Genomic DNA, 22,546 nt, shown 5'->3' with positions numbered 1-22,546 from the left:
CGAGCAACCGGCCCCCACGATTCCCGCGGTCACCTGCGCCGCATCGGGTTACCGCGTCGGCGCCGTCCGCAACGCCGACCTCGGCAGCACCACCGGGGTGCCGGTATCCGGGTCGGCGATCACCCGAGCGTCCAGGTCGAAGACCTCGCGCACGAGGTCCTCGGTGATGATCCGGCCGGGCTCGCCCTGGCGCACGATGCGCCCGTCGCGCATGGCCACGACGTTCGTCGCGTACCGCGCCGCGTGGTTGATCTCGTGCAGCACCGCGACCACGGTGCGTCCCGCGTCGCGCAGACCCCGGACCAGCTCGAGCACCTCGACCTGGTGCGCGATGTCCAGGTAGGTCGTGGGCTCGTCGAGCAGCAGGACGGGCGTCTCCTGGGCCAGCGCCATCGCGATCCACACCCGCTGCCGCTGCCCGCCGGACAGTTCCGCCACGCGCCGGTCGCGCAGCCCCGCCACACCCGTGGCCTCCATCGCCTCGGCCACCGCCCGCTGATCGTCGTGCGACCAACTGCCGAACAGCCGCTGGTGCGGGTACCGCCCGCGCGCGACCAGCTCGAAGACCCCGATCCCCTCGGGCGCGACGGGGCTCTGCGGCAGCAGCCCGACCTCCCGCGCGAGCTCGCGCGTCGGGCGCTCGCGCAGGTCCCGGCCGTCGAGCTCGACGGTGCCGGCCGCCGGCCGCAGCAGGCGCGCGAGGGCGCGCAGGAGAGTCGATTTGCCGCAGGCGTTCGGACCGATGATGACCGTGAGCTCCCCGTCCGGCACCTCCAGGTCGAGACCCTCGACGACGGTGCGGTCGCCGTACGCCAGGGTGATCGACCGCGCCGACAACCTGCTCGTCACATCAGTATCCCTTCTCATCGGCGACTCTCGACCGCCAGCAGCACCACGAGGTAGATACCGCCAAGGCACACCGTGACGGCCCCGACGGGCAGGCTCACGCCCGGGATCACGTGCTGCGCCACAAGATCCGCGGCGACGAGCACCAGCGCCCCGACGATCGCGGAACCCACCAGGTCGACGGTCGCGCCACGCCCGGTGAGGCGCCGCGCGATCTGCGGGGCGGCGAGCGCGACGAAGCCGATCGGCCCCGAGACCGCGGTCACGGCGGCGATCGCGGCGACGCCGAGCACCACGAGTGCGAGCCGGACCCGCTCCACGGGCACGCCGGTGGCCGCCGCGGCGTCGTCGCTCAGTTCCATCTGCCGCATCCAGCGCTGGGCGACGGGTGCGCACAGCGCCACGAGCACCAGCACCGCCGCGGCGGAGGCCACGGCGCGCCAGTCGACGGTGGCGACCGAGCCGGCACCCCAGACCGCGGCCGCGTAGGCGTCGTCGAGGTCGGCGGTCACCATGAACCACCCGTTGAGCGCCGTCAGGAAGGCCCCGACCGCGATCCCGACGATGATGAGGCGGAAGCCCTGCACGCCGTCACGGAAGGCCAGCAGGTAGACCAGGAGCGCCGCGCCGAGACCGCCCGCGAGCGCGCCGGCCGAGACCGCCGCGAATCCGGTGCCGCCCAGGAAGATCACGGCGATCACCCCGGTGAGCGAGCCGTGCGTGAAGCCGATGACGTCGGGGCTGCCGAGCGGATTGCGCGTCAGGGACTGGAAGACCGCGCCGCTGAATCCCAGTGCGGCGCCGAGGACCACGGCGGCGACGATCCGCGGCAGCCGCCAGTCGACGATCACCGTTGTGGTGATCCGGTCCGCGCGGCCGAGCACCACGTCGAGGACGTCGCCGAGCCCGAGCCCCTGCGCGCCGCGGGTGAGACCCCAGAGCGCGAGCGCGGCGATGAGCACGACGGCGGCCACGTCGACCGCGACCGCCCGGCGGGAGACGAGCATGCTGACCCGCCCCACCCGCACCGGGATCAATTCGCCGGCCGTCACAGCGCGCTCGCCCCGCGACGGCGCACGAGGGCGATCAGCACGGGCGCGCCGAGCAGCGCCGTCACGACGCCCACGTCGACCTCGTGCGGCGCCATGACCCGACCGAGCACGTCCGACCCGACGAGCAACGCAGGCGCGAGCACGACGGTGAAGGCGAGGATCCAGCGCTGGTCGGGGCCGGTCCACCAGCGGACCGCGTGCGGCACCATCAGGCCGACGAAGGCGACCGGGCCCGCCACCGCGACGGACGCGCCGCAGAGCACGGTGACGGCGACGACCACCAGGACGCGGGTGCGGCCCACCCTCGCGCCCACCGTGACCGCCAGGTCCTCGCCGAGCGCCACCGCGTTGAGCGGATGCGCGCAGAACGCGGCGATCACCAGGCCGGCCGCGATCCACGGGCCGGCGACGGCGAGCGACTCGGCGGGCCGGTCGGCGAGCGTGCCGACGCCCCAGAACCGCATGCGATCGAAGGTCTCCGTGTCGATCAGGCGCAGCGACTGCGTGAGGCCGCCCAGGACCGCGGCGAGGGCGACGCCGACGAGCGTCAGCCGCACCGGCGTCGGCACCGTGCGGCCCTGAGACGCGATGCCGTAGACGAGCACCGTCGCCGCGACCGCGCCGCCGAAGGCGAAGGGCAGGTACTGATCGACGCGGCTGATCCCGAAGGCCAGCACGCCCACCGCCACCGCGAAGCTCGCGCCGGCGTTCACGCCGAGGATCCCGGGGTCCGCGAGCGGGTTGCGGGTCAGCGCCTGGATGAGCGCACCCGCCACGCCGAAGCCCGCCCCGGCGACGACGCCGAGCAGCACCCGGTCCAGGCGCGCGTCGACGGCGGCGTGGGTCGGCGAACCGTCGGGGGCGGTGAGCGCCGGCCACACGGCCGACAGGCGCACGTCGCCCGAGCCGATCAGGAGCCCGAGCACGCACACCGCGCCGAGGACCGCCAGCGCACCGAGCCAGGCCGCGCCCAGCGGCACGCGACGCCGCGAAACGGTCTGCGGGGCAGTCCGATCGGCGACGGCGTCGAGAGCTGCGGGGTCGCGCACCGTCATCCCGCACTCCTCCGCTCGCATCGCGTCACACCGTCCACCCCGGCTATTTTGCTAAGCCTAGCCTAAGGGTAGTTTCAGGCGATATGCCGGACCGTCCGGTGTTCCGATCCCTTCCGAGGAGTCACCGTGCCCCTACCGTCCCGATCCCCCGTGGCCTACCTGGCCGCGATCCTGACCGCCGTGCTCCTGCTGGCCGGCTGCGGCGGCGGCGCGGACGCCGACACCTCCGCGACCCGCACCGTCGCGACGATCCAGGGCGACGTGCACGTCCCGACCGCCCCGAAGCGGATCGTCGTGATCAGCAGCGCCCTCGCGGGCTACCTGTTCGACATGGGGCTGCCCGTGGCGGGCGTCGTCCCCCGCGACGCTGACCTCAAGGAGAACAGCACGGACATCCTCTGGACCGCGAAGGCGAAGGAGCAGGGCACCACGACGTTGCCCTGGACCGCCGACGGCTACGACCTGGAGGCGATCCTGGCCGCGAAGCCCGACCTGATCATCGGCGGCGGTGTCGGTTACCCGCTGGGACAGGCGCAGAAGGTCTACGACAAGCTGACCGCCATCGCGCCGACCGTCCTGCTCGAGAAGATGGACGCCTGGCAGGACCAGTACCGCTTCCTGGCGGAGAAGGTCTTCGACCGCAAGGGCGACTTCGACCGCGCCGAGGCGGCGTACACCAGCCGCATCGCCGAGGTGAAGTCCCGGATCACGCCGCCGCCCGGCCCGTCGGTCTTCCTGACCATCACCGCGCAGGGCCGCACCTACGTCCTCGACGAGGCCCGCGGCCTCCCCACTGTGTTCGCACAGCTCGGTATCCCCGCGGCGCCCCTGTACGCCTCGGGCCGGTTCAAGCCGTACACGCCCGGCGGCGACATGTTCCTGCTCTCGACCGAGCAGGTGAGCCAGGAGATCACGCAGCCGTCCGTGTTCGTGATGGGCTTCAACGCCAACACCACCGACGTCGCGGCGCTTCGCAAGAACCCGGTGTACGACGCGCTGCCCGCCTTCCGAGCCGGCCGCGCCTACGACCTGCCGTACTGGGCGCTGCGCAGCGACTACGACCAGGCGATGGCCACCCTCGACGTGGTGGAGAAGCTCTTCCGGAAGTGACTCACACCGGTGGCAGGCGGCGCGCTCCGAACCACGGAGCAGCGCCGCCCGTCGCGTCCGTCACCGGACCTTCGGCAGATCACGCACCACGAGCACCGTCTGCCACCAGTAGAGCACCAGGGTCCACCAGTACATGCCCAGGCCCCAGATGAGGAACGCCCAGCCCAGCGGGTGCATGATCGCGCCGAGCGTGTTGTCGAAGGTGCCGGCCAGCAGCATGGGCAGCGCGTACATGAGGGCGAAGGTCGCGGCCTTGCCCAGGTACAGCGTCGGCAGCGCGGTGATGCCGCGGCTGCGCAGGAAGGGCACCGTCCCGGCGAGCACCACCTCGCGGCCGATCAACAGCCCGATCACCCACCACGGCAGGATCCCCCGGATGCCGAAGGCGATGGGGACCGCGATCATGTAGAGCCGGTCCGCCGCGGGGTCGAGCAGCTCCCCCAGCCGCGTCTGCTGGTTCAGCAGCCGCGCGAGCTTGCCGTCGAGCCAGTCCGTGAACCCGGACACCATGAGCACCACCAGCGCCCACGCGTCGGCGTGCTCCACGAGGAGCAGCCACAGGAACAACGGCACGCCGAGCAGCCGGAGCACGCTCAGGGCGTTGGGCACGTTGAGCGGGCTCGGGGGCTTCCCCGGGGCCGACGGTGCGCCGTCGGCCTCGGGTGCGGACCGCCCGGGTTCGCTCATGGTCGACTCAGATCATTCCGAACATGTTCGCCATGCCCTTCGTGGCGAACGGATTGTCGTGGACCATGTAGGTCCAGGTCAGGGTGTTGCGACCGAGGTCGGCGCCGTCGAGGTCGATCCCGTCGTCGGTGATTCCGGCCTCCCGCAGCGTCTCCCGAGCGCGGCCCACGGCCTCGTCCGGGAGCTTGCGGAACTCCTCGATCACGAGCCGGTGGAACTCGTCCAGCGGCGACTGGCGGCCCAGCGCGCGCAGGTGGATCGTGGTCTGCACCTCGGAGACGAACGCGAGGTGCTCCGCCCAGGTGCGGTCGAGGTGGTACAGGAAGGCCTCGCGGGCCGCCTGCTCCAGCACCTCGTCGGAGATCCCCGCCTCCCGCAGCTCCGCGAGGCGCTCCGGCTCCAGCTCGGCGAAATCCGTGAGCGGCCGGTCGGTGGTGAGCAGGGTGTGCCGGCGCGCCATCACGAGATCGCGCTGCTGGTTGACCAGCTGGTTGTAGCGCCAGGTGTTGGCGTGCGTCTCCAGCATCCCGCCCTCGGCGACGCGCTGCGCCGAATCGAGCAGGTCGGCCGCCTTGCCGCGCGGGAACTCGCCGGTCTCGGGGTCGGCGCCGCCCGGCGGGCGCCCCCGCGGCAGGTGCCGCTCCACGATCGGGTCCTCGACGGAGGCGAAGATCACCGACGTGCCCGGGTCACCCTGACGGCCCGCCCGGCCGCGCAGCTGCTGGTCGAGGCGCTCGGTGTCGTGCAGGCCGGTGCCCACGACGGCGAGGCCGCCCAGCTCGGCCACCTCGTCGTGCTCTTCGCTCTCGTCGCCGGCGTCGTGGCCGCCGAGCTTGATGTCGGTGCCGCGGCCCGCCATCTGCGTCGAGACGGTGACCGCGCCCTTGGTGCCGGCATCGGCGATGATCCGCGCCTCGTCGGCGTCGTTCTTGGCGTTGAGCACCGTCGCGATCACGCCCGAGATCTTGAGCATGTGCGCGAGCTCCTCGGACTCGGCCACGTCGTGCGTGCCGATGAGCACCGGCTGGCCGGTCTCGTGCACCTCGCGCACGTAGTCGACGATGCCCGCGACCTTGTTGCCCTTGTTGTCGTAGACCCGCATGGGCTGATCGACGCGGACGGTCGGCGTGTTCGGCGGGATCTGCGAGACGCCCAGGTCGTAGAACTGGCGCAGCTGCTCGCCGGCGGCGATCGCGGTGCCGGTCATGCCGCACACCAGGGCGTAGCGCTGCAGGAGCGCCTGCACCGTGATCGTGTCGATGACCTCGCCGGAGTCGGTCTGCGAGAGCCCCTCCTTGGCCTCGACGGCCGCCTGCAGGCCGTCGGGCCAGCGCTGCAGCTCGGCGACGCGGCCGCGGGAGGAGTTGATGAGCTTCACCTGGCCGTCGCGCACGATGTAGTGCACGTCGCGCTCGACGAGCGAGTAGGCGTGCAGCGCGATGTTGACCTGCGGGAGCGTCGACGCGACGTGCGCGTCGGAGTAGAGGTCGATGCCGCCGAGCTCCTCCTCGACCAGCTTCGCGCCGTCGTCGGTGAGGAACGCGGACTTGCCGTCGGAATCGATCTCGTAGTGCTTGCCCTCGCGCAGCCGGGCGACGACCTCCATGATCGCGGCCTGCGGCACGTCGCCCCTGACGGAACCGGCCAGCACCAGCGGGATGAGCGCCTCGTCGACCAGGACCGAATCGGCCTCGTCGACGATCGCCACGTCGGGCTTCGGCGACAGCAGGTCCTCGGCACGGGTGGCGAGCTGGTCGCGGAGCACGTCAAAGCCGATCTCGTTGACCGAGCCGTAGACGACGTCCTTGGCGTAGGCCGCGCGCCGCTCCTCGCGGGTGGACGATTCGGCGACGTAGCCGACGGTGACGTCGAGCAGGTCGAAGAAGGGCTTCATCCACTCCGCGTCGCGCCGGGCGAGGTAGTCGTTCGGCGAGATCACGTGCACGGAGCGGCCGGCGAGGGCCATGCCCGCGGCGGCGACGGCCCCGGCGAGGGTCTTGCCCTCGCCGGTGGCCATCTCGATGACGTCGCCCTCGAGCAGCCGGTCGGCGCCCTGCAGCTGGACGTCGAAGGGACGCAGCCCCAGTGCGCGGTCGGCGCCCTCGCGGGCGATCGCGATGAACTTCGCGCGATCGTCCGACTTGGCGGCGTAGACGTCCAGCGCCAGCGCGGCGTCGGGGAACTCGTCGTCGGAGAGCCCCTGCGCCCACTCGTCGAATGCGGCGGACTGCTCGATCAGCGCGACGGACCGGGTCTGGTTCCGTGTGCTCTGCGCGCCGAGCACCTTCCACATCTTGTTGCTGAACCTGCCCACCGGACCTCCGCACTACATCACGCACTGTGAATCACTCGACCGCTTGCGCAGTCGAGACTACCGGTGCGTCAGAGTGCCGCGAAGTACGCCGTGGAGAAGCCCACCGAGCCGAGCGCGATGCGGTACATGTCGCGGTTGACGTTCTCGATCGTGTCGCGCGGGCTGTGGTAGTTCGGGTCGAAGATGTCGCCGACGGTGCCGCCCCACTGCCGCTGCTGCTCCTCGGTCTTCTTGCCGTCCGCTCCCGTGTCCATGCCGCCGGCGGCGATGCCGGCGTCCTTGAAGGGCCCGTAGTCCGAGCGGCCGTCGAAGGCGGAGGCCTCGACCGGCACGTTGCGCCACGCGAAGTAGTTGCGGAAGACCTGCTCGATCACGCCCGATCCGGCCGGGCCTGCACCACCCTCGAGCTTGGACGAGCCGTCTCCGTCGAAGGTGAAGTAGCCGCCGTTGGGCGAGCCGAGCATGTCGAAGTTGAGGTAGCGCTTGATCTTCGACGCCTGCTCCTCGCCCAGCTCCTTGACGTAGTGCTCCGAGCCGACGAGGCCCTCCTCCTCGGCGCCCCACAGCGCGAACCGGACCTTGTTCTTGACGTCCGCGCCCGCGCCGAGCTTGGCGGCGGTCTCCAGGACCGCGGCGGAGCCGGTGCCGTTGTCGTTGATGCCGGGCCCCTCGGTGACGCCGTCGAGGTGCGCGCCGACCATCTGCACGTTGGCGTCGTCGCCCTTGGTGGTCTCCGCGAGGATGTTCCAGGTCTTCGCCTTCTGGGTCTTCGCGTCGACGGTGAGCGTGACGTCCTGGCCGTCGGCGATCGGCGCGTCCTGCGCGACGCCCACGACGGCGATGGAGGCACCGTCGTCGAGGCCCAGCGTGCCGCCCTTCCAGTCGCCGGCCTGGTTGTTGGTGATGACGAGCGCCTTGGCGCCCTTCGCGGCGGCGGCCTTGTACTTCTCGCCGAAGGTGCACTTACCGCGCTGCACCACCGCGATCGAGCCCGCGGTGACCTTGGCGAGATCGGCGTCGCTGCAGCCCTGCGTGCCGGTGACGACGGCCTTGGCGGTGACGGTGCCCTCGGTGGCGCCCGAGAACGAGAGGGCCGCGGCCTTCACGGGCGCGCCGGCGGCCTGCACGTCGACCTTGGACGCGGACCAGACGGCCGTCGAGAACTCCTGGCGCTGCGGGGTGTAGCCGGCGTCGCGGAGCACCTTCTCGGCGTACTCGACGCTCTGCTCGTAGCCGGGCGAGCCCAGGGCGCGGTTGCCCCCGTTGCGGTTCGCGATGTCCTGGAACGCCTCCAGGTGCTTGACCGCACCGTCGAGCGTGACCGCGTCGGCGAGCGCGCGGGCCTTCTCCGTGGCGCCGGCGTCATCGGCTCCGCCCGCGGGCGCGGGGCGGTCGACGCTGCTGGGAGCGGCGTTCGACGAGGACCCGGCGGCCGTGCTCGACGACGCCGCGTCGTCGCCCGACGTGCCGCAGCCCGCCGCGACGAGGCTCACGGCCGCCAGCGCGCTGACGACCCGGACGGTGGTGGACTTCTTTCGCCTGTGCAACATGCTCCCCATTAGATACACAACAGGGGGACGATTGCGGGGTGAACGAGCACACTTACTCCGTCGAAGTCGAATGGTCCTCGGCCGAGGGCACGGCCGACTACCGCTCCTACCCGCGGGAACACCGGCTCAGCTCCGCAGCGGCGGCGTCGATCGCCGCCTCGGCGGACCCCCACTTCCGCGGCGACCCCGCGCTCTGGAACCCCGAACAGCTCCTCGTCGCGGCGGCGGCGAACTGCCACATGCTCTCGTACCTCGCGCTGTGCGCGCTGCGGGGCGTCGTGGTGCTCGACTACGTGGACGCCGCCGTCGGCACGATGGTCGAGACGCCCGGCGGCGGTGGGCGATTCACCTCCATCGACCTCCGGCCGCGGGTGGTCCTCGCCCCGGGCGCCGACGCCGAGCTGGCACGGGCGCTGCATCACGAGGCGGGCGAGCAGTGCTACATCGCGGCGTCGCTCAGCTGTCCGGTGACGCATGCGCCGGAGATCGCTCCCGGATAGGGCCCACTCAGGTCGCGTCGAGGTGCTCGAGCAGCATCGTGGTGATCGCCTCGGGCGCCTGCTCGGGCGCCCAGTGCGAGACGTCCTCGAGCATCTCGAACCGGTACGGCCCGCTGCAGTGCGCGGCGGTCCCGAGGGCGGCGACGTCGCCGAAGGCCACATCCTCGGTCGGCCAGACGTACAGGACCGGGGTGTCGACGGTGCCGAGGGCAGCCGGCGGGCGGCCGCTGCGGTACCAGTTCAGGGCGGCGGTGAGGGCGCCCGGCTCCTGCAGGCGCTGGACGTAGTCGTCGACCGAGTCGCGGGGCACGTCGCGCCCGAAGATCTGCCGCAGCGCGCGGGCGTCGTCGGCGAGCATGGCGTTCTCCGTGGCCGGGGTGGCGCGCCATTCCGTCATGTACCGCGACCGGTTGGCCTGGTCCTCGTCCGTCTTCAGCGCGACGGCGAGGGCGGCCGGGTGGGGCGTGGAGACGACGGCGAGCGAGCGCAGCCGGTCCGGGTGGTCGGTGGCGGTCCACCAGGCCACCGCGCCGCCCCAGTCGTGCCCGACGAGGTCGAACCGCTCCCAACCGAGGGCGTCGGCGATCGCCACCACGTCGCCGATCAGCTCGGAGATCCCGTACTCGGCGGGCCGTTCGGGCCGCACGCCCGGCGAATAGCCGCGCTGATCGACCGCGACCGCGCGGAATCCGCGCTCCCCCAACACCGCGACCTGGTGCCGCCAGGCGATCGCGGCCTCGGGGAAGCCGTGCAGGAACAGCACGGGACGTCCGTCCTCGGGGCCGGCGGCGATCGCGTCGAAGGAGCCCGCGGCGGTGGGGATGCTCAGGTGTTCGGTCACGGATGTTCACGGTAGGCCACGCGCCTGTCGGTGGCCCGTGCCAGAGTGGCGCCATGACCGAACTCAGCACGCTCTCCCCCGCCGAACGGCACCGCGCCGCCGCGGCCACCTTCGCCGGCATCGCCGGCGCGATCACCGACTGGGACGCGCAGACGCCCGTCCCCGAGTGGAAGGCCCGCGAGGTGGTCGGCCATCTCGTCGAGTGGCTGCCCGGGTTCCTCGCCATGAACGGCGTGGAGCTGCCCGGCGCCCCCTCGGACGCGGCGGAGCCGGCGGCGGCCTTCGGCCAGCTGACCGAGGCGGTGCAGGCCCTGCTCGACGCGCCGGACGCGTCGCGGGTGCTCACCACCCAGATGTTCGGGGAGAAGCCGCTGGACGCGCTGGTCGACCAGTTCTACACCGCGGACGTCTTCATGCACACCTGGGATCTGGGCCGCTCGAACGGCATCACCCCGGATCTCGATCCCGCGTTCGCGAAGGCGCTGCACGGCGGGCTCGAGTCGATGGGGCCGATGCTGCAGGAGTCGGGCCAGTTCGGCGCGCCGATCCCCGTGCCCTCCGGCACCGACGAGGTGACCTCGCTGATGGCGTTCATCGGGCGGGATCCGGCGTTCGGGAGGTGACAGCGGGTGGCGCCGCGCTCGGCGCCACCGCCGGTCCTCACTTCGTGATCTGCAGCCCGGTCAGGATCGCCTGCGAGTCGCGCCGGTAGAGCGGATCGTCGGGCATCTTGGACTGCACGGTGATGGTGACCGACCAGAGGGTCACGCCGTCGGGGATGGAGACCGCGAGGGTGGTCGACTTATGGTTCGGGGTGCTGCCGGGCATCGTGTAGGTGACAGTGGTGCTCGGGTAGCCGCAGAGGGTGCCGGGCACGGGCTGCAGGCCCGTGACCTTGAGGCCCTGGCGCAGCGAGTCCACCTGGGAGTCGAGCGCCTGCTGGGCGGTCATGCCCTTGGCGTTCTCGAGTGTGATCACCGCGTTCGCGGCGAAGGCGTCGCTCACCAGGTCCTTGTTGACGATGGCGCCGCGGATCACGTCGGAGTCCTGGGAGGTCTCCCGCTCCCATCCGGCCGGCTGCGGCAGCCCGAGCACGGGCTCCCCCGCCGCCTTCTTCGGCAGCGTCAGCACCCGACCCGAGACCGCCGCGCAGTCGCCGGGCTTGGCCGTGGTGGACGCGGCGGCGGACTGCGCTGCGGACGTGGTGGCGGAAGTGCTCGCCGCCACGGGGTCGCCGCCGGTGGTCTGCGAGCATCCGGTGGCGCCGAGGACCACGACCGCCGGCACTGCGAGGACAGTGGCGAACTTCTTCACACGCTGATTCGTCATGTCCGGAACCGTAGCCGGGGCGCCGAATCGGTGCGCGTGAATCGGGGACGCGTCAGCGCGGAGTGAGAACAACCACGGGGATGTCCCGGTCGGTGCGCTTCTGATAGCCGTCGTAGCCGCTGTAGGCCTTGGTGATCTGCGGCCACAGCTGCGACTTCTCGTCCGGGTCGGCGGCCTTGGCGGTCCACGGGCTCGTGACCTCGTCGACGGTGATCTCCACGTCGGGATTCGCCGCCAGGTTCTTGAACCAGTCCGGGTTGTCCGAGTGCCCGCCCTTGGACGCGACCACCACGACGCGGTCGGGCCCGTAGATGGGCGCCGTGAGCATCGTCGAGCGACGCTGCCCGGACTTCCGGCCGATCGTGTGCAGTTCCAGGGTCTGCATGCCGAGCACGCGCTTCGGGAAGCGGCCGCCCGTGATCGCGAGCAGGGCGCGGTGCCCGTTCTCGAGACCCCACGCGCCGAGCTCGGTGACCTTGTCGGAAAGACTCATGGGCCCATCATGCATGGTGCAGCGCCCGGCCGCCCGCGGGCGGGTTCCCGTACGGTCGGGGCATGGCCCCGCGCTCCGTGCAGATCGTCCTGTTCGACGGCTTCGAGCTGCTCGACGTCTTCGGCCCCGTCGAGCTGTTCGGCCTTCTGCCGGAGCACTTCGCGGTCACCTTCCTCGCCCCCGGCGAGGCGCCCGTGCGCAGCTCTCAGGGCGTCACGGTCAACGCCGACCACACCTACGCCGCGGCGCCCGCGCCGGACATCATCCTGGTCCCGGGCGGCCTCGCCACGCGCGAGGTCATCACCGACGAGGCCTTCCTCGCCTGGCTGCGCGGCCACGGCACCGCCGCCCGGCTGGTGACGTCCGTCTGCACCGGCTCCGCGCTGCTCGCGGCGGCGGGCCTGCTCGAGGGCTACCGCGCGACGTCGAACAAGTACGCCTTCCGCTGGGTCGAGACCTTCGGCAGCACCGTCGAGTGGGTGCCGCACGCCCGCTGGGTGGAGGACCGCGACCGCTGGACCTCGTCGGGCGTGGCCGCGGGGATGGACATGACGGTCGCCCTCATCCGGGCGCTCTACGGGGACGACGTGGCCGCGGAGGCGACGGGCATGGCCGAGCTCGACTACCGGACGGACTCCACGCAGGACCCGTTCGCGGCGCTGCACGGCCTATGACCGATGCCGGTGCGCCGGCCCGCCCGCCAGCCCCGCCGCAACGTGCGGGTGCAGGGCGATCGAATGGTCGTAGTACTCGTCCGTCATGGGCAGGTACGGGATCGGCTCCTCGGTCCCGACGGTGCCGAGCCGCTCGGCGAGACCGTCCGCGAGGCGACGCACACCGTCGGCGTCGATCCCGTGCACGTCCGTGATCAGGTGCGGTGCAAGCGCTTCCATGCCCGTGTACCAGAAGGTGCCGTGCAGGAGCGGCCAGAACAGGTCCTCGACGTCGCCGCTGATCCCGCGCGGCGAGATCGAGTTCGCCCGGTCGCCGGCGGTGACGACGGCCAGCGCCCTCCGGCCGGCGAGGCCCCCGTCGCCGTACTTGCGGTTGCGGCCGGTGGCCGGATCCGGGACGTCGTAGGCGAAGCCCCGCTCGAAGACCCGATCGATCCAGCCCTTGAGCATCGCCGGCGGGCCGTACCACCACAGCGGGAACTGCAGCACCACGAGATCGGCGGCGAGGAGACGGCGCTGCTCCGCGCGGACGTCCGCGCCGCCCTCGTCGACCAGGACCGGGTCGAAGCCCTCCGCGTACAGGTCGGCCACGTCGACCGACCAGCCGTCCGCCCGGAGCCGTTCCACCCCCGCGTCGCGGAGGGTGGCGTTCAGGGAATCCCCTCGAGGATGCGCGAAGACCCACAGTGCGTGCGCGTTCTCCCGTTCGTCGGCCATGTCAGGGCCAACCCCGCGCGGCGCTCGGGGATTCCATCGGCACCGGAGCGGCTTGCCCGGAAACCAGGAAAGTCCCGAGACACTGTGTGTCTCGGGACTTTCTGGTCGGGCTGACAGGATTTGAACCTGCGACCACTTGACCCCCAGTCAAGTGCGCTACCAAGCTGCGCCACAGCCCGTGGCCGCTCTCGCGGTGCTGTAGGAGATTACCCCATGCCTCGCGCGGAGGAGAAATCGCCTGCACGCGGGGCTCAGCGCCGCATGTTGGCGAAGGGAAGCCGCCCGTGCTGCGCTGCGAAGGCGGCGAGCATGGAGCTCTCGGTGGGTGCGGCGTCGTCGTCCGCGGTCTCGCACCACGCGACGAGCAGGTCGCCGTGGTCTGCGAGCTGCCAGATCCGGCGGCCGCCCGAGTGCCCGACGCGCTCGCCCGCTCCGTAACGGCGGTACTCGTCGAGCCGTTTGCGCAGCCCGCGACGCCCGCGACGGCCGGCACCCGCCTTGCCGATGTACACGACCCGCTCCCCCGCGACCCAGCGCCGCTCGAGCTCGGCGACGGGCACGGTCGGATCCTTCCCTTTCCAGTGACCGGCGGGCGACACGTCCAGGAAGACGGGCGGCGCGTCGGACGGCCGCACGACCACGTAGACGCCCGGGCCGCGCGGCACGTCGGCCGAGGGCAGCTCGGCGAAGGGGATCCAGCCCGCGAATCCGGTCAGCGCGTCCACGCGCCCAGTCAAGCACCGATCGCAGTCGCAACGCCGGTGGAATCGGACGTTCCGCCCTACTGTGGACGCATGCGCACCCCGATCCGGCACCGCGGCGTTGCGATCGCGCTGCTCGCGACGCTCTCGCTCGCAGCGTGCGGCGGCGGCGCACCGTCGGAGACCGCGGCGCTGAGCGCGAGCACCGGGCCCGCGCTCGACGACACGATCGCGACGGGGCTCGACGCGCCCTGGTCGATCGCCTTCGCCGACGGTGCGCCCCTGGTCAGCGAGCGGGACCGCGGCCGCGTCGTGGAGATCGTCGACGGCAAGCCGCGCGAGGTCGGCCGGATCGACGGCGTCGCGGCGCGCGGCGAAGGCGGCCTGCTCGGGATCGCCGTTCGCGACGGCGACCTGTTCGCCTACCTCACCACCGCGACGGACAACCGGATCGTCCGGATGCCGCTGCAGGGCGCGGCGGGCGCGCGCACCCTCGGGCCGGCGCGCACGATCCTCACGGGCCTGCCCGCGGCGTCGATCCACAACGGCGGCCGCATCGCCTTCGGGCCCGACGGGATGCTGTACGCCACCGTCGGCGACGCGGGACGACCCGACGACGCCCAGGACCCGCGGGCGCTCGGCGGCAAGATCCTCCGGATGACGCCCGACGGGGCGCGGCCCGCCGACAATCCGTTCCCCGATTCCCTCGTCTACAGCCTGGGCCACCGCAACGCGCAGGGGCTGGCCTGGGGGCCCGATGGCGCCCTGTACGCCAGCGAGTTCGGCCAGAACACCTGGGACGAGCTCAATCTCATCCGCCCGGGCGCGAACTACGGCTGGCCGGAGGTCGAGGGCATCGGGCGACGCGAGGGCTTCGTGGACCCGCTGCAACAGTGGTCGACGTCGTCCGCCAGCCCGAGCGGGATCGCCGTCGTGGGTGCGGATCTGCTCGTCGCGAACCTCCGCGGCGAGCGGCTGCGAACGATCCCCCTCGCCGCGACCGCCACGGCGACGGAGCAGTACCGCGAGAGCCTCGGCCGCCTGCGCGACGTGGTGCGCGCGCCGGACGGCTCCGCATGGATCCTCACCAACAACACCGACGGGCGCGGCGACCCGAAGCCCGGCGACGACCGGATCGTGCGCATGCGCGGCCGTTAGCCCTGCTAGCCGCGGTGCATGCGCGCTACAGTGGCGTGCATGAAGCGTGCCCTGTTGGTGTCGGCGATGGTTGCCGGCGCGTTCGTGGTCGCCGTGCCCGCGGCCGCGGAACCCGCGGTCGACGCCGACCGCTACCGCACCGACGGGGGCGGGTACGCGTTCCTGTACCGCTACGACGGCGGCAAGCGCGTGTGCACCATCGCAGCGGACCCCACCACGGTGCGGTGCGGGATCTCCGCGCCGGCGGGCACCCGGATCACGGTGAAGAACCGCACCGTCCGGCCCGAGGCCGTCGAGGTCACGGACCGCGGCTGGCGCTACCTCGACACGCTGACGGTCCAGGAGCGCCCCCGCGAACTGCCCGCGGGCGCCCGGCTGTCGGTGCACGGCGCCTCGTGCACCGCGCTGAGCGACGGCGGCCTGGAGTGCTCCGTCGACTCCGCGGGCTTCACCCAGGACGACGGACGCTTCTCGACCCGCGGCCGCAAGCTCGGCTAGGAGTCCGCGCTACGCGACGAGCTTCGCACGCAGCCGGGCGATGACGGCGTCATCGATCCCGAGGCCCTCGCGTACATACGCGTCGAAGCCGCCGTACCGGGCGTCGGCCTCGTCGAAGGCCGCGGTCAGCGCCTCGGGAAAGACCCCCGCCAGCACCCGAGCGGCCTCGCCGATCGCCTCGCCCCGCTCGGCGGCGGCCCCGGCCGCGATCTTGTCGATCACGGCGGCGGAGTACTCGTTGGTCAGCAGGTAGTCGGCCATCACGTCGTCGGGCGAGACGCCCAGGATGCGCTGCACGACCGCCGCGGCCCAGCCCGTGCGGTCCTTGCCGGCGGTGCAGTGGAAGACCTGCGGGCGCTCCTCGTCGGCGACCGCGCGCACGAGCGCCGCGAACTGTGCGCGGGCGTTCTCCTCGGAGACGAACATGCGGTAGACGTCGGTGAGCAGCTCGCGGGCGCCCGCGGCGTCCTTGAGCGACTTGGGATCCAGCGCGCCGAGCTCGACGTCGTCACCGATCACGTTGAGCCGCACGTACCGCGCACCGTCGGGCACGACGTCGGGCTTCGGGGTCACCTCCACCGTCATGCGGAGGTCGAAGACGTCCGCCAGGCGGGCCTCCGCGAGGCGGGCGGGATCGATCGCCTCGGCGTCGAGGGCGCTGGACCGGAAGAGCAGGCCCCGGCGCATCCGGCCCCCGTCGGCGGGGTAGCCGTCCGCACCTGCGGCATCGCGGAAATTGTGCACGCACGAAGCCTAATCGACCGGGCCTGCTCGCCCGACGGTGACGTCGCTCAGGCCAGGCGCTCGAGGCTCCGGTGCGCCTCCGCGGCGGGCCACCAGGCCCGGGAACCGGGGGTAGCAAGGCCGTGCGGCAGCGCGAGCGCCAGGGCGATCGGGGCGTCCACGGGGACGTCGACGGGGACCTCGACGCGGGCGGCGAGCCGCGCACCGTCGGACCCGCGCACCAGCAATTGCCGCATGCGGGCCCCCGCGAGCCGGGCGCCGGGCCAGGCGACATCGGCGAGACGCGCGTGCGGCGGCAGCTGCCCCGCGACGTCGCACAGGACCACGGGGCCCGAGCGCACGAGCCGGCTGATCCGGCTCACCACCACGGGGTAGGCCGACGGTCCGCCGTCGGCCAGGGCGGCCGCCGGGACGCCTGCTATGAGGACCTCGTCGCCGTCCATCGCGGTGCCTTCGGGCCAGATCGTGGGATCGAAGGACCGGGCGATGCCGGCGCGGGCGAGTGAGGGCAGAACCTCCATCAGAGTCACGTCTACCGGTCTACTCGGGCCGCGGCGCAGGCGGAAGGTCCGGCGCCGTCAAGGTCGCGCTAAGACTGCGCGACCGCCACTTCGGCGCAGGGTAGGACACCCGCCTTGACGGCGGCCTGCACTGCGGCGTAATCCTTTTCGTTCTGGTCGGCGTAGGCGGTGGCGAACGTGGCCACAGCCTCGTCGAACTCGGTGGACTTGCCCAGGTACGCGGATGCCACGGCGGATTGCGGCGACTGGGCGTGCGCACGCGCCAGGACCCCTGCGCAGGATTGGCCGTAGCGCTCGAACTGATCGTGGGTCAGCAGTTCCGTCGCCACGGAGCCCTTCATGTCGCGGAACTGGCGCCAGTAGAAGTCGTGACCGCGCAACGTCGGGGTGAAGCCGAGGAACGAGTCGGCGTGCGACTGCAGGATCTGCTGCCCCGCCATGACCCGCCACGCCTGGGTGCCGGTGGCCGGCGCCCCGGGCGGCATGATCGACGGGCCGAGCTTGCCGTAGGTCTGCAGCACCGACTGGGTCGCCTCCTTGACCTGGAGGAACAGCGTCTCGGTGTTGCCTTCGGAGGTCTCACGCCCCAGCAGCACGATGAAACAGCGAGTACCGACGCTGCCGACGCCGACGACCCGCAGTGCCCAATCGAGCACGCGGAACTGCGCGAGCAGTGCGCGCGCATCGGGGCGGAGCGTGTCGAGATAGCGGTCGTAGACGCCCTCGAAGCCCTCCACCAGCTCCGCCGGAGCCGGAACCAGGGTGGGCGGATCGGCCACGATGTGCAGCTCGCCGTCCTCGCGGGTCGCAGTGATCTTCTCGACCATGCGGGCCGAGGTGCGCTTGCGAGCCTTCTTCGCGGTGTGCTGGATGAGGGCCTTGAGGGGTTCGTCGCCCGACGCGGCCGTCGTGAGCGTGTCCACGTCGACGGAGACGTAGTAGCGGTCCAGCGCGCTGAGCTGGACGAGCTCCGCGAGCGTGGTGCGGTACATCCCGACGGCACCGGCGACGGCGCTCTTCGCCTGGTCTTCGGTGTAGCCGTTCTCGCGCGCCGAGATCATGACGCTGCCGGCGAGCCGCTTCACGTCCCACTCCCACGGGGCGATCCCGGCCTCGTCGAAGTCGTTGACGTCGAACAGGAGCCGCCGCTCCGGCGAGGCGAACAGACCGAAGTTGGAGATGTGCGCGTCGCCGCAGCTCATCACGGTGAGCCCGGTGTTCGCCTCCCCCGCCAGATCGTGCGCCATGAGCGCCGCCCCGCCGCGGTAGAAGGAGAACGGCGAGTGCAGCATCCGGGAGATCCGCTCCGGCACCAGTTCCTGGATGCGGGTGCTGTTCTGCTCGCGGATGATGTCGACGGGGTCGCGGCCGTCCGGAGTGAATTCCGCCTGGGCGGACCGGGAGACGCGCTTGCGAAGGTCCTTGCCGTTCGGGGCATCTGCGCTCATGGTGGAAGATGCTAGTCCCGGCTCCGTGCATATCGGAGCGTTCTGAATAGCAAACCCCTGCCGAGATCCGTCGATTAGGTAACCCTAATTTTTGAGGCGTACGGTGGATGCCATGACTGAATCGCGTACCGACACAGCTCCCGCACCCGCCCGCCGCGCGCGGCCGACCTTCGAGGTCACGGTCGTGCGCACCGAGACGATCGGCGCCCACCTCGTCCGCGTGATCGCCGAGGGCGAGAGTCTCGCCTCCTTCGGCGACCCCGAACTCCCCGGCCTGCCCAGCACGGACGCCTACGTCAAGCTCGCCTTCGGCGACGCGACCCGCACCTACACCGTGCGGTCCTTCGACCGTGCCGAGCGCCGGATCGCGATCGACTTCGTCGTCCACGGCGACGAGGGACTGGCCGGCCCGTGGGCGCGGCGCGCGCAACCGGGCGACACGATCACCATCATGGGGCCGGGCGGCGCGTACTCCCCCGACCCCGCCGCCGCGTGGCACTTCCTGGCCGGCGATCTCTCGGCGGTGCCCGCGATCGCTGCCGCCCTGGAGGCGCTTCCGGCCGACGCGCGGGGCGCCGCGATCATCGAGGTCGAGAGCGATGCCGACCGGATCGCGCTGACGGCACCGTCGGGCGTGGACGTGCGGTGGGCCGTCAACCCCGACGTGACCGACGTCGACTTCCTGGCGCGCCAGGTGGCCGTCGCGGACTGGCCCGCGGATCGCGCCACGACGCACGTCTTCGTCCACGGCGAGCGCGAGTCGATCAAGGCGATCCGCAAGGTCCTGCGCGAGCTGGCGGTGCCGCGCGAGCGCCTCTCGATCTCCGGCTACTGGGCGCGCGGCCGCGCCGAGGACGCCTTCCAGGCGGAGAAGCGCACGCCGGTCGGGCAGATCGACTAGGGCGTTCCAAGCAGGCGACGGTGCCACCGCGAGGCCCGTCGTGACGGCCATCACAGGCTGGTGCGCGACGTGAGTGTCGGCACAATGCACCGTGCCGGAGCATGGATTTCAGACAACTACGGATAATTTGTCTATCTGTGGATCTTGCACCGGTGCCCGGCTTCTCCCCGACGCACGCCCAGCTCCGGCGACGTGGCGTCGCGTTCAGCCTGTGCGCGGCACTTCTCGCCCTCGCGGTGTGGGGCGTGCAGGCACTGCGCCCGCAGGACGTCTTCACGCTCACCCTTCGCACGCCGACGGTGGCGGCCGGGATCGTCGAGGGCGCGAAGGTGCGGATCCAGGGGCTCGACGTGGGCTCCGTGACCGGGATCCGGTCGCTCGGCAATGCGCAGCAGGGCGTGACGCTGCGCCTCGACGGCCCCCAGGGCCGCAGCCTCACCAACAACGTGGAGGCGGCGTTCTCCGCGGGCAACCTCTTCGGCGTCTCCGAGGTGATCCTCACCCCGCACGAGGGCGGCGGCGCACTGCAGGACGGCGCCGAGCTCGCCCCGACGCGGCGGATCACCGACAACACGGTGTCGAACATGATCACCACCCTCGGCGACGTGAACGACGACGCCCTGCGGCCGCGCATGAGCGAGCTGCTGATGAACTTCGACGCCTCGTCGGAGGCGATGCTGCCGCTGCTCACGGCACTCGGGAGCGTCGCGCAGACGATGCAGGACACGCAGCGCCTCTCCACCGCTCAGACCTTCCCGACGGTGGTAGCCGCCCTCCAGGCCGCCGATCCCGCGCTCGCCGCGATGATCCCGGCGTTCCAGGCGGGCCTCGACCATAAGCCGCTCCACAACGGCGACAGCAAGAAGACGCTCGCCGTGCAGGACGGGCTCAACGACGAGCGCACCGGGCTCGTCGCCGGGCTGCAGGCGATCCTCACGCCGCAGGCGCTGGAGGGCCTGAAGACCGCGTCGCCGATGCTGGTGAGCCTGCTCCAGCCGATCCTCGCCGCGTTCCCGAACGGCAGCGCGACCGGCGTGGGGATCCAGCTGTCGCAGCTGATGGACAACGTACGCAAGGCCATGCCGAACACTCCGAACGGTCCGGTGCTGAACCTGCGTCTGTCGGTGGAGTACCCGGCCGTCGCGGCCGTGCTGCCGCCCGGCGTCGACGCAGTGAAGCCGGGTACGGCCGCGAAGCCGGGCACGCCGGCGAAGCCCGGAGCGACGTCGAAGCCCGCGTCCTCGACGCCCGCTGCCGCCTCGGCATCCGCGACCGCGACGCCCCGCTGACGCTCCCCTTCCGGGAGGCCGATCGCGCTGCTGGACGACTCTCGAATTCTGTCCGTTCCGGACACGCTGTCCGACCCGGACAGAATCCGAGATCGTGCCGCACGACGGCGTCGCCCCCTCGCCGATTGTTTCAAACAGTTGACACATTGCGAGGCCTCGTGATCAACTCCTTGTATCAAACACACGACACAAGGAGTCAAAATGCGTCGCTCCCTGATCGCCGCCCCCGCGGTCGCCCTCGCGGGCCTCGCCCTCGCCGGCTGCGGCGCCGTTTCGACGGTGACGAAGTACCCCGTCTCCGGCTCGATGGTCGCCCTGCCGGAGTGCGCCGGCGAGGACTTCATCGTCTACAACGAGGGCATCGGGCCCGCCATCAAGCGTGCGGGGCAAGGACTCGCCGAGCTCGACCAGCCCGTCAACTTCAGCGGCGCCTTCAGTGCCGACCAGGCAGCGGACGGACGGATCGCGCTCACGATCGAGATGTGCGGCCCCGGCGTCGGCCCGGACGGCACCCGGGACGGCGCCACGACCCTCGCGCGATCCTTCGCACGCACCGACGGCCTGCGCGATAAGCTCGGCAGCCTCCTGATCATCAACGGCGACAATGGTATCCGCATCGCCACCGCCCCATTCGACACAGCCCGATTCGCATCGGAGACCCCCGTCGCCGAACTCCGGTCCCAGTGGCGCGACGCCCCCAAGGAGAAGTGACCGATGTTCACAGCGATCTTCCTGCTGCCCCTCATCCCGCTGGCGATCGCCTCCGTGATCATTCGCGTGATCTACGTCCTGGTAACCACGGACGCCGCCGCGCCGCGCACCCCGGAGGCGCGCCGGGCATCTCGCTCAGTCGCGATCGCCCTCGGCCTCGCTGCCGTCCTGGCCCTCGCCGCGGCGATCGTGCTCATCGTCGACGACCGCCTCGGTCGAGGGCTCCTCCTCGCCTTCCCGGCGGCGCTCATCGTCCTCCAGCTCGGGCTCGGAGTCGCCACAGGAATCATCGGTTCGACTGTCCGCGCGCGCGAATCGGTCCGGATCGCGTCGCTCTCGCCGCGCACGATCGGCGTCACCGCTCCGAGGAAGCTCCTCGCGGCCACCGTGATCGGAGTGGTGATCGCGTTGGCGTTCTCCGCGATCGGCTGCGCCACCGCCTCGCCCGACGACGACGGTCTTTCCCGCGCCTTCGCCTCACCCGGCGAATACGGCGGCGTCGAGATCACGACTCCGTTCGCCGGCTCCTTCTACGCCATCCCCGCCGCGCTCGCCATCGTGCTGTCGACGATCCTCGCCGTGTCCACGATGTTCGGCGCCCGGAGGTGGGGCGCCCTGGACCAGGCTGAGCTCGACATCGCCCTGCGCGTGGGGATCACGACCCGCACGATCGCCGCGACAGCCATGGCCACCGGGTTCCTCCTCGTCGTCCTGGGCTGGTCTCTCACCCTCGCAGCGCTGCAGGTGGCGAACTCGTCGGACGATTCCACGATGTGGTGGATCGGGCGCATCGGATTCCCGCTGGGCGCAACGTACGGATTCATCCTCGGAATCTGGGCGTTCCTGGCCTTCCTCGTCCCCACTCGCACCCGACAGACGGGCGCAGCGGCCGTGCGCCTCCGGGAGGTCCGGCCGTGACCGGCCCCGCCATCGTGGTCCGCTCGGACGATCCACTACCGCCGTACGAGCAGATCCGGCGACAGATCGCGGGCGTGATCGCCTCGGGCGGGCTCCAGCCGGGCGACCGACTGCCCCCGTTGCGGCAGTTGGCCCGCGACCTCGACGTGGCGGTCGGCACCGTCGGGCGGGCGTACCGCGACCTGGAGGCCCAGGGCTGGGTGGAGTCGCGTCGCGGGCGCGGCACGCACGTGCTCACGCCGCCCACCGCCACCGTCGCGCCGCCCACCGAGGACCTGCACCGCCTGGCTCGCAACTATCTCGCCGCCGCCATGGAACTGGGCTTCACGCACCAGCAGGCGATCGACGCCGTACACCGGTGATATCCGGCCGGATCTCGTCGTCACACGAACCGAGCGACTCTCGGACCCGTCCACGCCGGGCAGCGTGTCCATAGTGGACAGAATCCGAGAGCGCAGTGATCCGGCCTACATCCCGGTTCGATAGTCG

At 71.7% G+C, this 22,546-nt stretch carries 25 protein-coding genes and 1 tRNA gene; 11 read left to right on the top strand and 15 right to left on the bottom strand.

The genetic code is table 11. The features are described from left to right. Positions 1–48: 48 nt before the first annotated feature. Genes LB823_RS13965 through LB823_RS13955 form a run of 3 tightly spaced genes read right to left on the bottom strand, consistent with a single transcriptional unit; the run spans position 49 to position 2,953 of the window. Positions 49–867 (bottom strand): ABC transporter ATP-binding protein, encoded by an 819-nt coding sequence (locus LB823_RS13965; RefSeq protein ID WP_224647835.1) that lies wholly within the window; start codon positions 865–867, stop codon positions 49–51. After that, on the bottom strand, positions 864–1,898 hold the full coding sequence (locus LB823_RS13960) for an iron chelate uptake ABC transporter family permease subunit (protein WP_224647834.1): 1,035 nt from the start codon (positions 1,896–1,898) through the stop codon (positions 864–866). The genes LB823_RS13965 and LB823_RS13960 overlap by 4 nt, the downstream gene beginning before the upstream one ends. Then, positions 1,895–2,953 (bottom strand): iron chelate uptake ABC transporter family permease subunit, encoded by a 1,059-nt coding sequence (locus LB823_RS13955; RefSeq protein ID WP_224647833.1) that lies wholly within the window; start codon positions 2,951–2,953, stop codon positions 1,895–1,897. Before LB823_RS13955 ends, LB823_RS13960 begins: the two co-directional genes overlap by 4 nt. Positions 2,954–3,079: 126 nt before the next feature. Here LB823_RS13955 and LB823_RS13950 point away from each other — a divergent pair, with 126 nt between their 5' ends. Then, positions 3,080–4,063, top strand: a complete 984-nt coding sequence (locus LB823_RS13950; protein ID WP_224647832.1) for an ABC transporter substrate-binding protein — start codon at positions 3,080–3,082, stop codon at positions 4,061–4,063. 60 nt (positions 4,064–4,123) lie between these two features. On the opposite strand, the gene LB823_RS13945 is transcribed toward LB823_RS13950, so the two are convergent. The 3 genes from LB823_RS13945 to LB823_RS13935 all read right to left on the bottom strand — a co-directional run bounded on the left by LB823_RS13945 (position 4,124) and on the right by LB823_RS13935 (position 8,614). Continuing rightward, on the bottom strand, positions 4,124–4,750 hold the full coding sequence (locus LB823_RS13945; protein ID WP_224647831.1) for a CDP-alcohol phosphatidyltransferase family protein: 627 nt from the start codon (positions 4,748–4,750) through the stop codon (positions 4,124–4,126). 7 nt (positions 4,751–4,757) lie between these two features. Further along, positions 4,758–7,064: an accessory Sec system translocase SecA2 gene (secA2, locus tag LB823_RS13940; RefSeq protein ID WP_224647830.1), complete on the bottom strand. Its 2,307-nt coding sequence runs from the start codon at positions 7,062–7,064 to the stop codon at positions 4,758–4,760. Positions 7,065–7,132: 68 nt separating this feature from the next. Next, positions 7,133–8,614, bottom strand: coding sequence for a M28 family peptidase (locus LB823_RS13935; RefSeq protein WP_224647829.1), 1,482 nt, complete (start codon positions 8,612–8,614; stop codon positions 7,133–7,135). A 38-nt stretch (positions 8,615–8,652) separates the two neighbouring features. On the opposite strand from LB823_RS13935, the gene LB823_RS13930 reads away from it, so the two are divergent. Continuing rightward, positions 8,653–9,114 (top strand): OsmC family protein, encoded by a 462-nt coding sequence (locus LB823_RS13930; protein ID WP_224647828.1) that lies wholly within the window; start codon positions 8,653–8,655, stop codon positions 9,112–9,114. Between the two features lie 7 nt (positions 9,115–9,121). Here the strand turns inward: LB823_RS13930 and LB823_RS13925 are convergent, their stop codons facing one another. After that, entirely contained in the window at positions 9,122–9,955 is an 834-nt protein-coding gene (locus LB823_RS13925; RefSeq protein ID WP_224647827.1) for an alpha/beta fold hydrolase, read from the bottom strand. 53 nt (positions 9,956–10,008) lie between these two features. Here LB823_RS13925 and LB823_RS13920 point away from each other — a divergent pair, with 53 nt between their 5' ends. Continuing rightward, a complete protein-coding gene (locus LB823_RS13920) occupies positions 10,009–10,578 on the top strand; it encodes a maleylpyruvate isomerase N-terminal domain-containing protein (protein ID WP_224647826.1) in 570 nt (189 codons plus the stop codon). Between the two features lie 37 nt (positions 10,579–10,615). Here LB823_RS13920 and LB823_RS13915 read toward each other — a convergent pair whose 3' ends face one another. After that, the gene (locus LB823_RS13915) at positions 10,616–11,284 is read right to left on the bottom strand and encodes a hypothetical protein (RefSeq protein ID WP_224647825.1); all 669 of its coding nucleotides are present in this window, start codon (positions 11,282–11,284) and stop codon (positions 10,616–10,618) included. A 52-nt stretch (positions 11,285–11,336) separates the two neighbouring features. After that, positions 11,337–11,777: a nitroreductase/quinone reductase family protein gene (locus LB823_RS13910; RefSeq protein WP_224647824.1), complete on the bottom strand. Its 441-nt coding sequence runs from the start codon at positions 11,775–11,777 to the stop codon at positions 11,337–11,339. A gap of 62 nt (positions 11,778–11,839) precedes the next feature. On the opposite strand from LB823_RS13910, the gene LB823_RS13905 reads away from it, so the two are divergent. Next, a complete protein-coding gene (locus tag LB823_RS13905) occupies positions 11,840–12,451 on the top strand; it encodes a DJ-1/PfpI family protein (RefSeq protein WP_224647823.1) in 612 nt (203 codons plus the stop codon). Here LB823_RS13905 and LB823_RS13900 read toward each other — a convergent pair. From LB823_RS13900 to LB823_RS13890, 3 genes are all read right to left on the bottom strand, one after another. Next, positions 12,446–13,168 (bottom strand): NAD(P)H-dependent oxidoreductase, encoded by a 723-nt coding sequence (locus LB823_RS13900; protein ID WP_224647822.1) that lies wholly within the window; start codon positions 13,166–13,168, stop codon positions 12,446–12,448. The genes LB823_RS13905 and LB823_RS13900 overlap by 6 nt on opposite strands. A 102-nt stretch (positions 13,169–13,270) precedes the next feature. After that, a tRNA-Pro gene (locus tag LB823_RS13895) sits at positions 13,271–13,347 on the bottom strand. A gap of 72 nt (positions 13,348–13,419) precedes the next feature. After that, complete coding sequence (locus LB823_RS13890; protein ID WP_224647821.1) at positions 13,420–13,893, bottom strand: hypothetical protein; 474 nt, start codon at positions 13,891–13,893, stop codon at positions 13,420–13,422. 69 nt (positions 13,894–13,962) lie between these two features. On the opposite strand from LB823_RS13890, the gene LB823_RS13885 reads away from it, so the two are divergent. Next, positions 13,963–15,027 (top strand): sorbosone dehydrogenase family protein, encoded by a 1,065-nt coding sequence (locus tag LB823_RS13885; protein ID WP_224647820.1) that lies wholly within the window; start codon positions 13,963–13,965, stop codon positions 15,025–15,027. Between the two features lie 39 nt (positions 15,028–15,066). Next, positions 15,067–15,525: a hypothetical protein gene (locus tag LB823_RS13880; RefSeq protein WP_224647819.1), complete on the top strand. Its 459-nt coding sequence runs from the start codon at positions 15,067–15,069 to the stop codon at positions 15,523–15,525. A gap of 9 nt (positions 15,526–15,534) precedes the next feature. Here the strand turns inward: LB823_RS13880 and LB823_RS13875 are convergent, their stop codons facing one another. The 3 genes from LB823_RS13875 to LB823_RS13865 are packed head-to-tail and all read right to left on the bottom strand — an operon-like array spanning position 15,535 to position 18,238. Further along, positions 15,535–16,269: a tyrosine-protein phosphatase gene (locus LB823_RS13875; protein WP_224647818.1), complete on the bottom strand. Its 735-nt coding sequence runs from the start codon at positions 16,267–16,269 to the stop codon at positions 15,535–15,537. Between the two features lie 47 nt (positions 16,270–16,316). After that, positions 16,317–16,799: a hypothetical protein gene (locus LB823_RS13870; RefSeq protein ID WP_224647817.1), complete on the bottom strand. Its 483-nt coding sequence runs from the start codon at positions 16,797–16,799 to the stop codon at positions 16,317–16,319. Positions 16,800–16,858: 59 nt separating this feature from the next. Beyond that, entirely contained in the window at positions 16,859–18,238 is a 1,380-nt protein-coding gene (locus LB823_RS13865; protein ID WP_224647816.1) for a DUF2252 domain-containing protein, read from the bottom strand. Positions 18,239–18,350: 112 nt separating this feature from the next. Between LB823_RS13865 and LB823_RS13860 the strand changes: the two genes are divergently transcribed. From LB823_RS13860 to LB823_RS13840, 5 genes are all read left to right on the top strand, one after another. Further along, the gene (locus LB823_RS13860) at positions 18,351–19,139 is read left to right on the top strand and encodes a siderophore-interacting protein (RefSeq protein WP_224647815.1); all 789 of its coding nucleotides are present in this window, start codon (positions 18,351–18,353) and stop codon (positions 19,137–19,139) included. A gap of 137 nt (positions 19,140–19,276) precedes the next feature. Then, on the top strand, positions 19,277–20,428 hold the full coding sequence (locus LB823_RS13855) for an MlaD family protein (protein ID WP_224647814.1): 1,152 nt from the start codon (positions 19,277–19,279) through the stop codon (positions 20,426–20,428). Between the two features lie 201 nt (positions 20,429–20,629). Then, the gene (locus LB823_RS13850; RefSeq protein ID WP_224647813.1) at positions 20,630–21,139 is read left to right on the top strand and encodes a hypothetical protein; all 510 of its coding nucleotides are present in this window, start codon (positions 20,630–20,632) and stop codon (positions 21,137–21,139) included. Positions 21,140–21,142: 3 nt separating this feature from the next. Next, entirely contained in the window at positions 21,143–22,057 is a 915-nt protein-coding gene (locus LB823_RS13845; RefSeq protein WP_224647812.1) for a hypothetical protein, read from the top strand. Continuing rightward, positions 22,054–22,419, top strand: coding sequence for a GntR family transcriptional regulator (locus LB823_RS13840; RefSeq protein WP_224647811.1), 366 nt, complete (start codon positions 22,054–22,056; stop codon positions 22,417–22,419). The genes LB823_RS13845 and LB823_RS13840 overlap by 4 nt, the downstream gene beginning before the upstream one ends. Positions 22,420–22,546: the final 127 nt, after the last annotated feature.

It is taken from the genome of Tsukamurella sp. M9C, from assembly GCF_020169415.1.
GTDB lineage: Bacteria > Actinomycetota > Actinomycetes > Mycobacteriales > Mycobacteriaceae > Tsukamurella.
Note: the sequence above shows the minus strand (reverse complement) of the source record. Positions and strands in the feature narration are given on the sequence as shown.

Coding starts and splice junctions, on each gene's coding strand:
- LB823_RS13955 (WP_224647833.1), bottom strand. CDS start 2,953: ATGACGGTGCGCGACCCCGCAGCTCTCGACGCCGTCGCCGATCGGACT.
- LB823_RS13910 (WP_224647824.1), bottom strand. CDS start 11,777: ATGAGTCTTTCCGACAAGGTCACCGAGCTCGGCGCGTGGGGTCTCGAG.
- LB823_RS13935 (WP_224647829.1), bottom strand. CDS start 8,614: ATGTTGCACAGGCGAAAGAAGTCCACCACCGTCCGGGTCGTCAGCGCG.
- LB823_RS13845 (WP_224647812.1), top strand. CDS start 21,143: ATGTTCACAGCGATCTTCCTGCTGCCCCTCATCCCGCTGGCGATCGCC.
- LB823_RS13965 (WP_224647835.1), bottom strand. CDS start 867: ATGAGAAGGGATACTGATGTGACGAGCAGGTTGTCGGCGCGGTCGATC.
- LB823_RS13920 (WP_224647826.1), top strand. CDS start 10,009: ATGACCGAACTCAGCACGCTCTCCCCCGCCGAACGGCACCGCGCCGCC.
- LB823_RS13865 (WP_224647816.1), bottom strand. CDS start 18,238: ATGAGCGCAGATGCCCCGAACGGCAAGGACCTTCGCAAGCGCGTCTCC.
- LB823_RS13905 (WP_224647823.1), top strand. CDS start 11,840: ATGGCCCCGCGCTCCGTGCAGATCGTCCTGTTCGACGGCTTCGAGCTG.
- LB823_RS13945 (WP_224647831.1), bottom strand. CDS start 4,750: ATGAGCGAACCCGGGCGGTCCGCACCCGAGGCCGACGGCGCACCGTCG.
- LB823_RS13850 (WP_224647813.1), top strand. CDS start 20,630: ATGCGTCGCTCCCTGATCGCCGCCCCCGCGGTCGCCCTCGCGGGCCTC.
- LB823_RS13900 (WP_224647822.1), bottom strand. CDS start 13,168: ATGGCCGACGAACGGGAGAACGCGCACGCACTGTGGGTCTTCGCGCAT.
- LB823_RS13885 (WP_224647820.1), top strand. CDS start 13,963: ATGCGCACCCCGATCCGGCACCGCGGCGTTGCGATCGCGCTGCTCGCG.
- LB823_RS13880 (WP_224647819.1), top strand. CDS start 15,067: ATGAAGCGTGCCCTGTTGGTGTCGGCGATGGTTGCCGGCGCGTTCGTG.
- LB823_RS13860 (WP_224647815.1), top strand. CDS start 18,351: ATGACTGAATCGCGTACCGACACAGCTCCCGCACCCGCCCGCCGCGCG.
- LB823_RS13915 (WP_224647825.1), bottom strand. CDS start 11,284: ATGACGAATCAGCGTGTGAAGAAGTTCGCCACTGTCCTCGCAGTGCCG.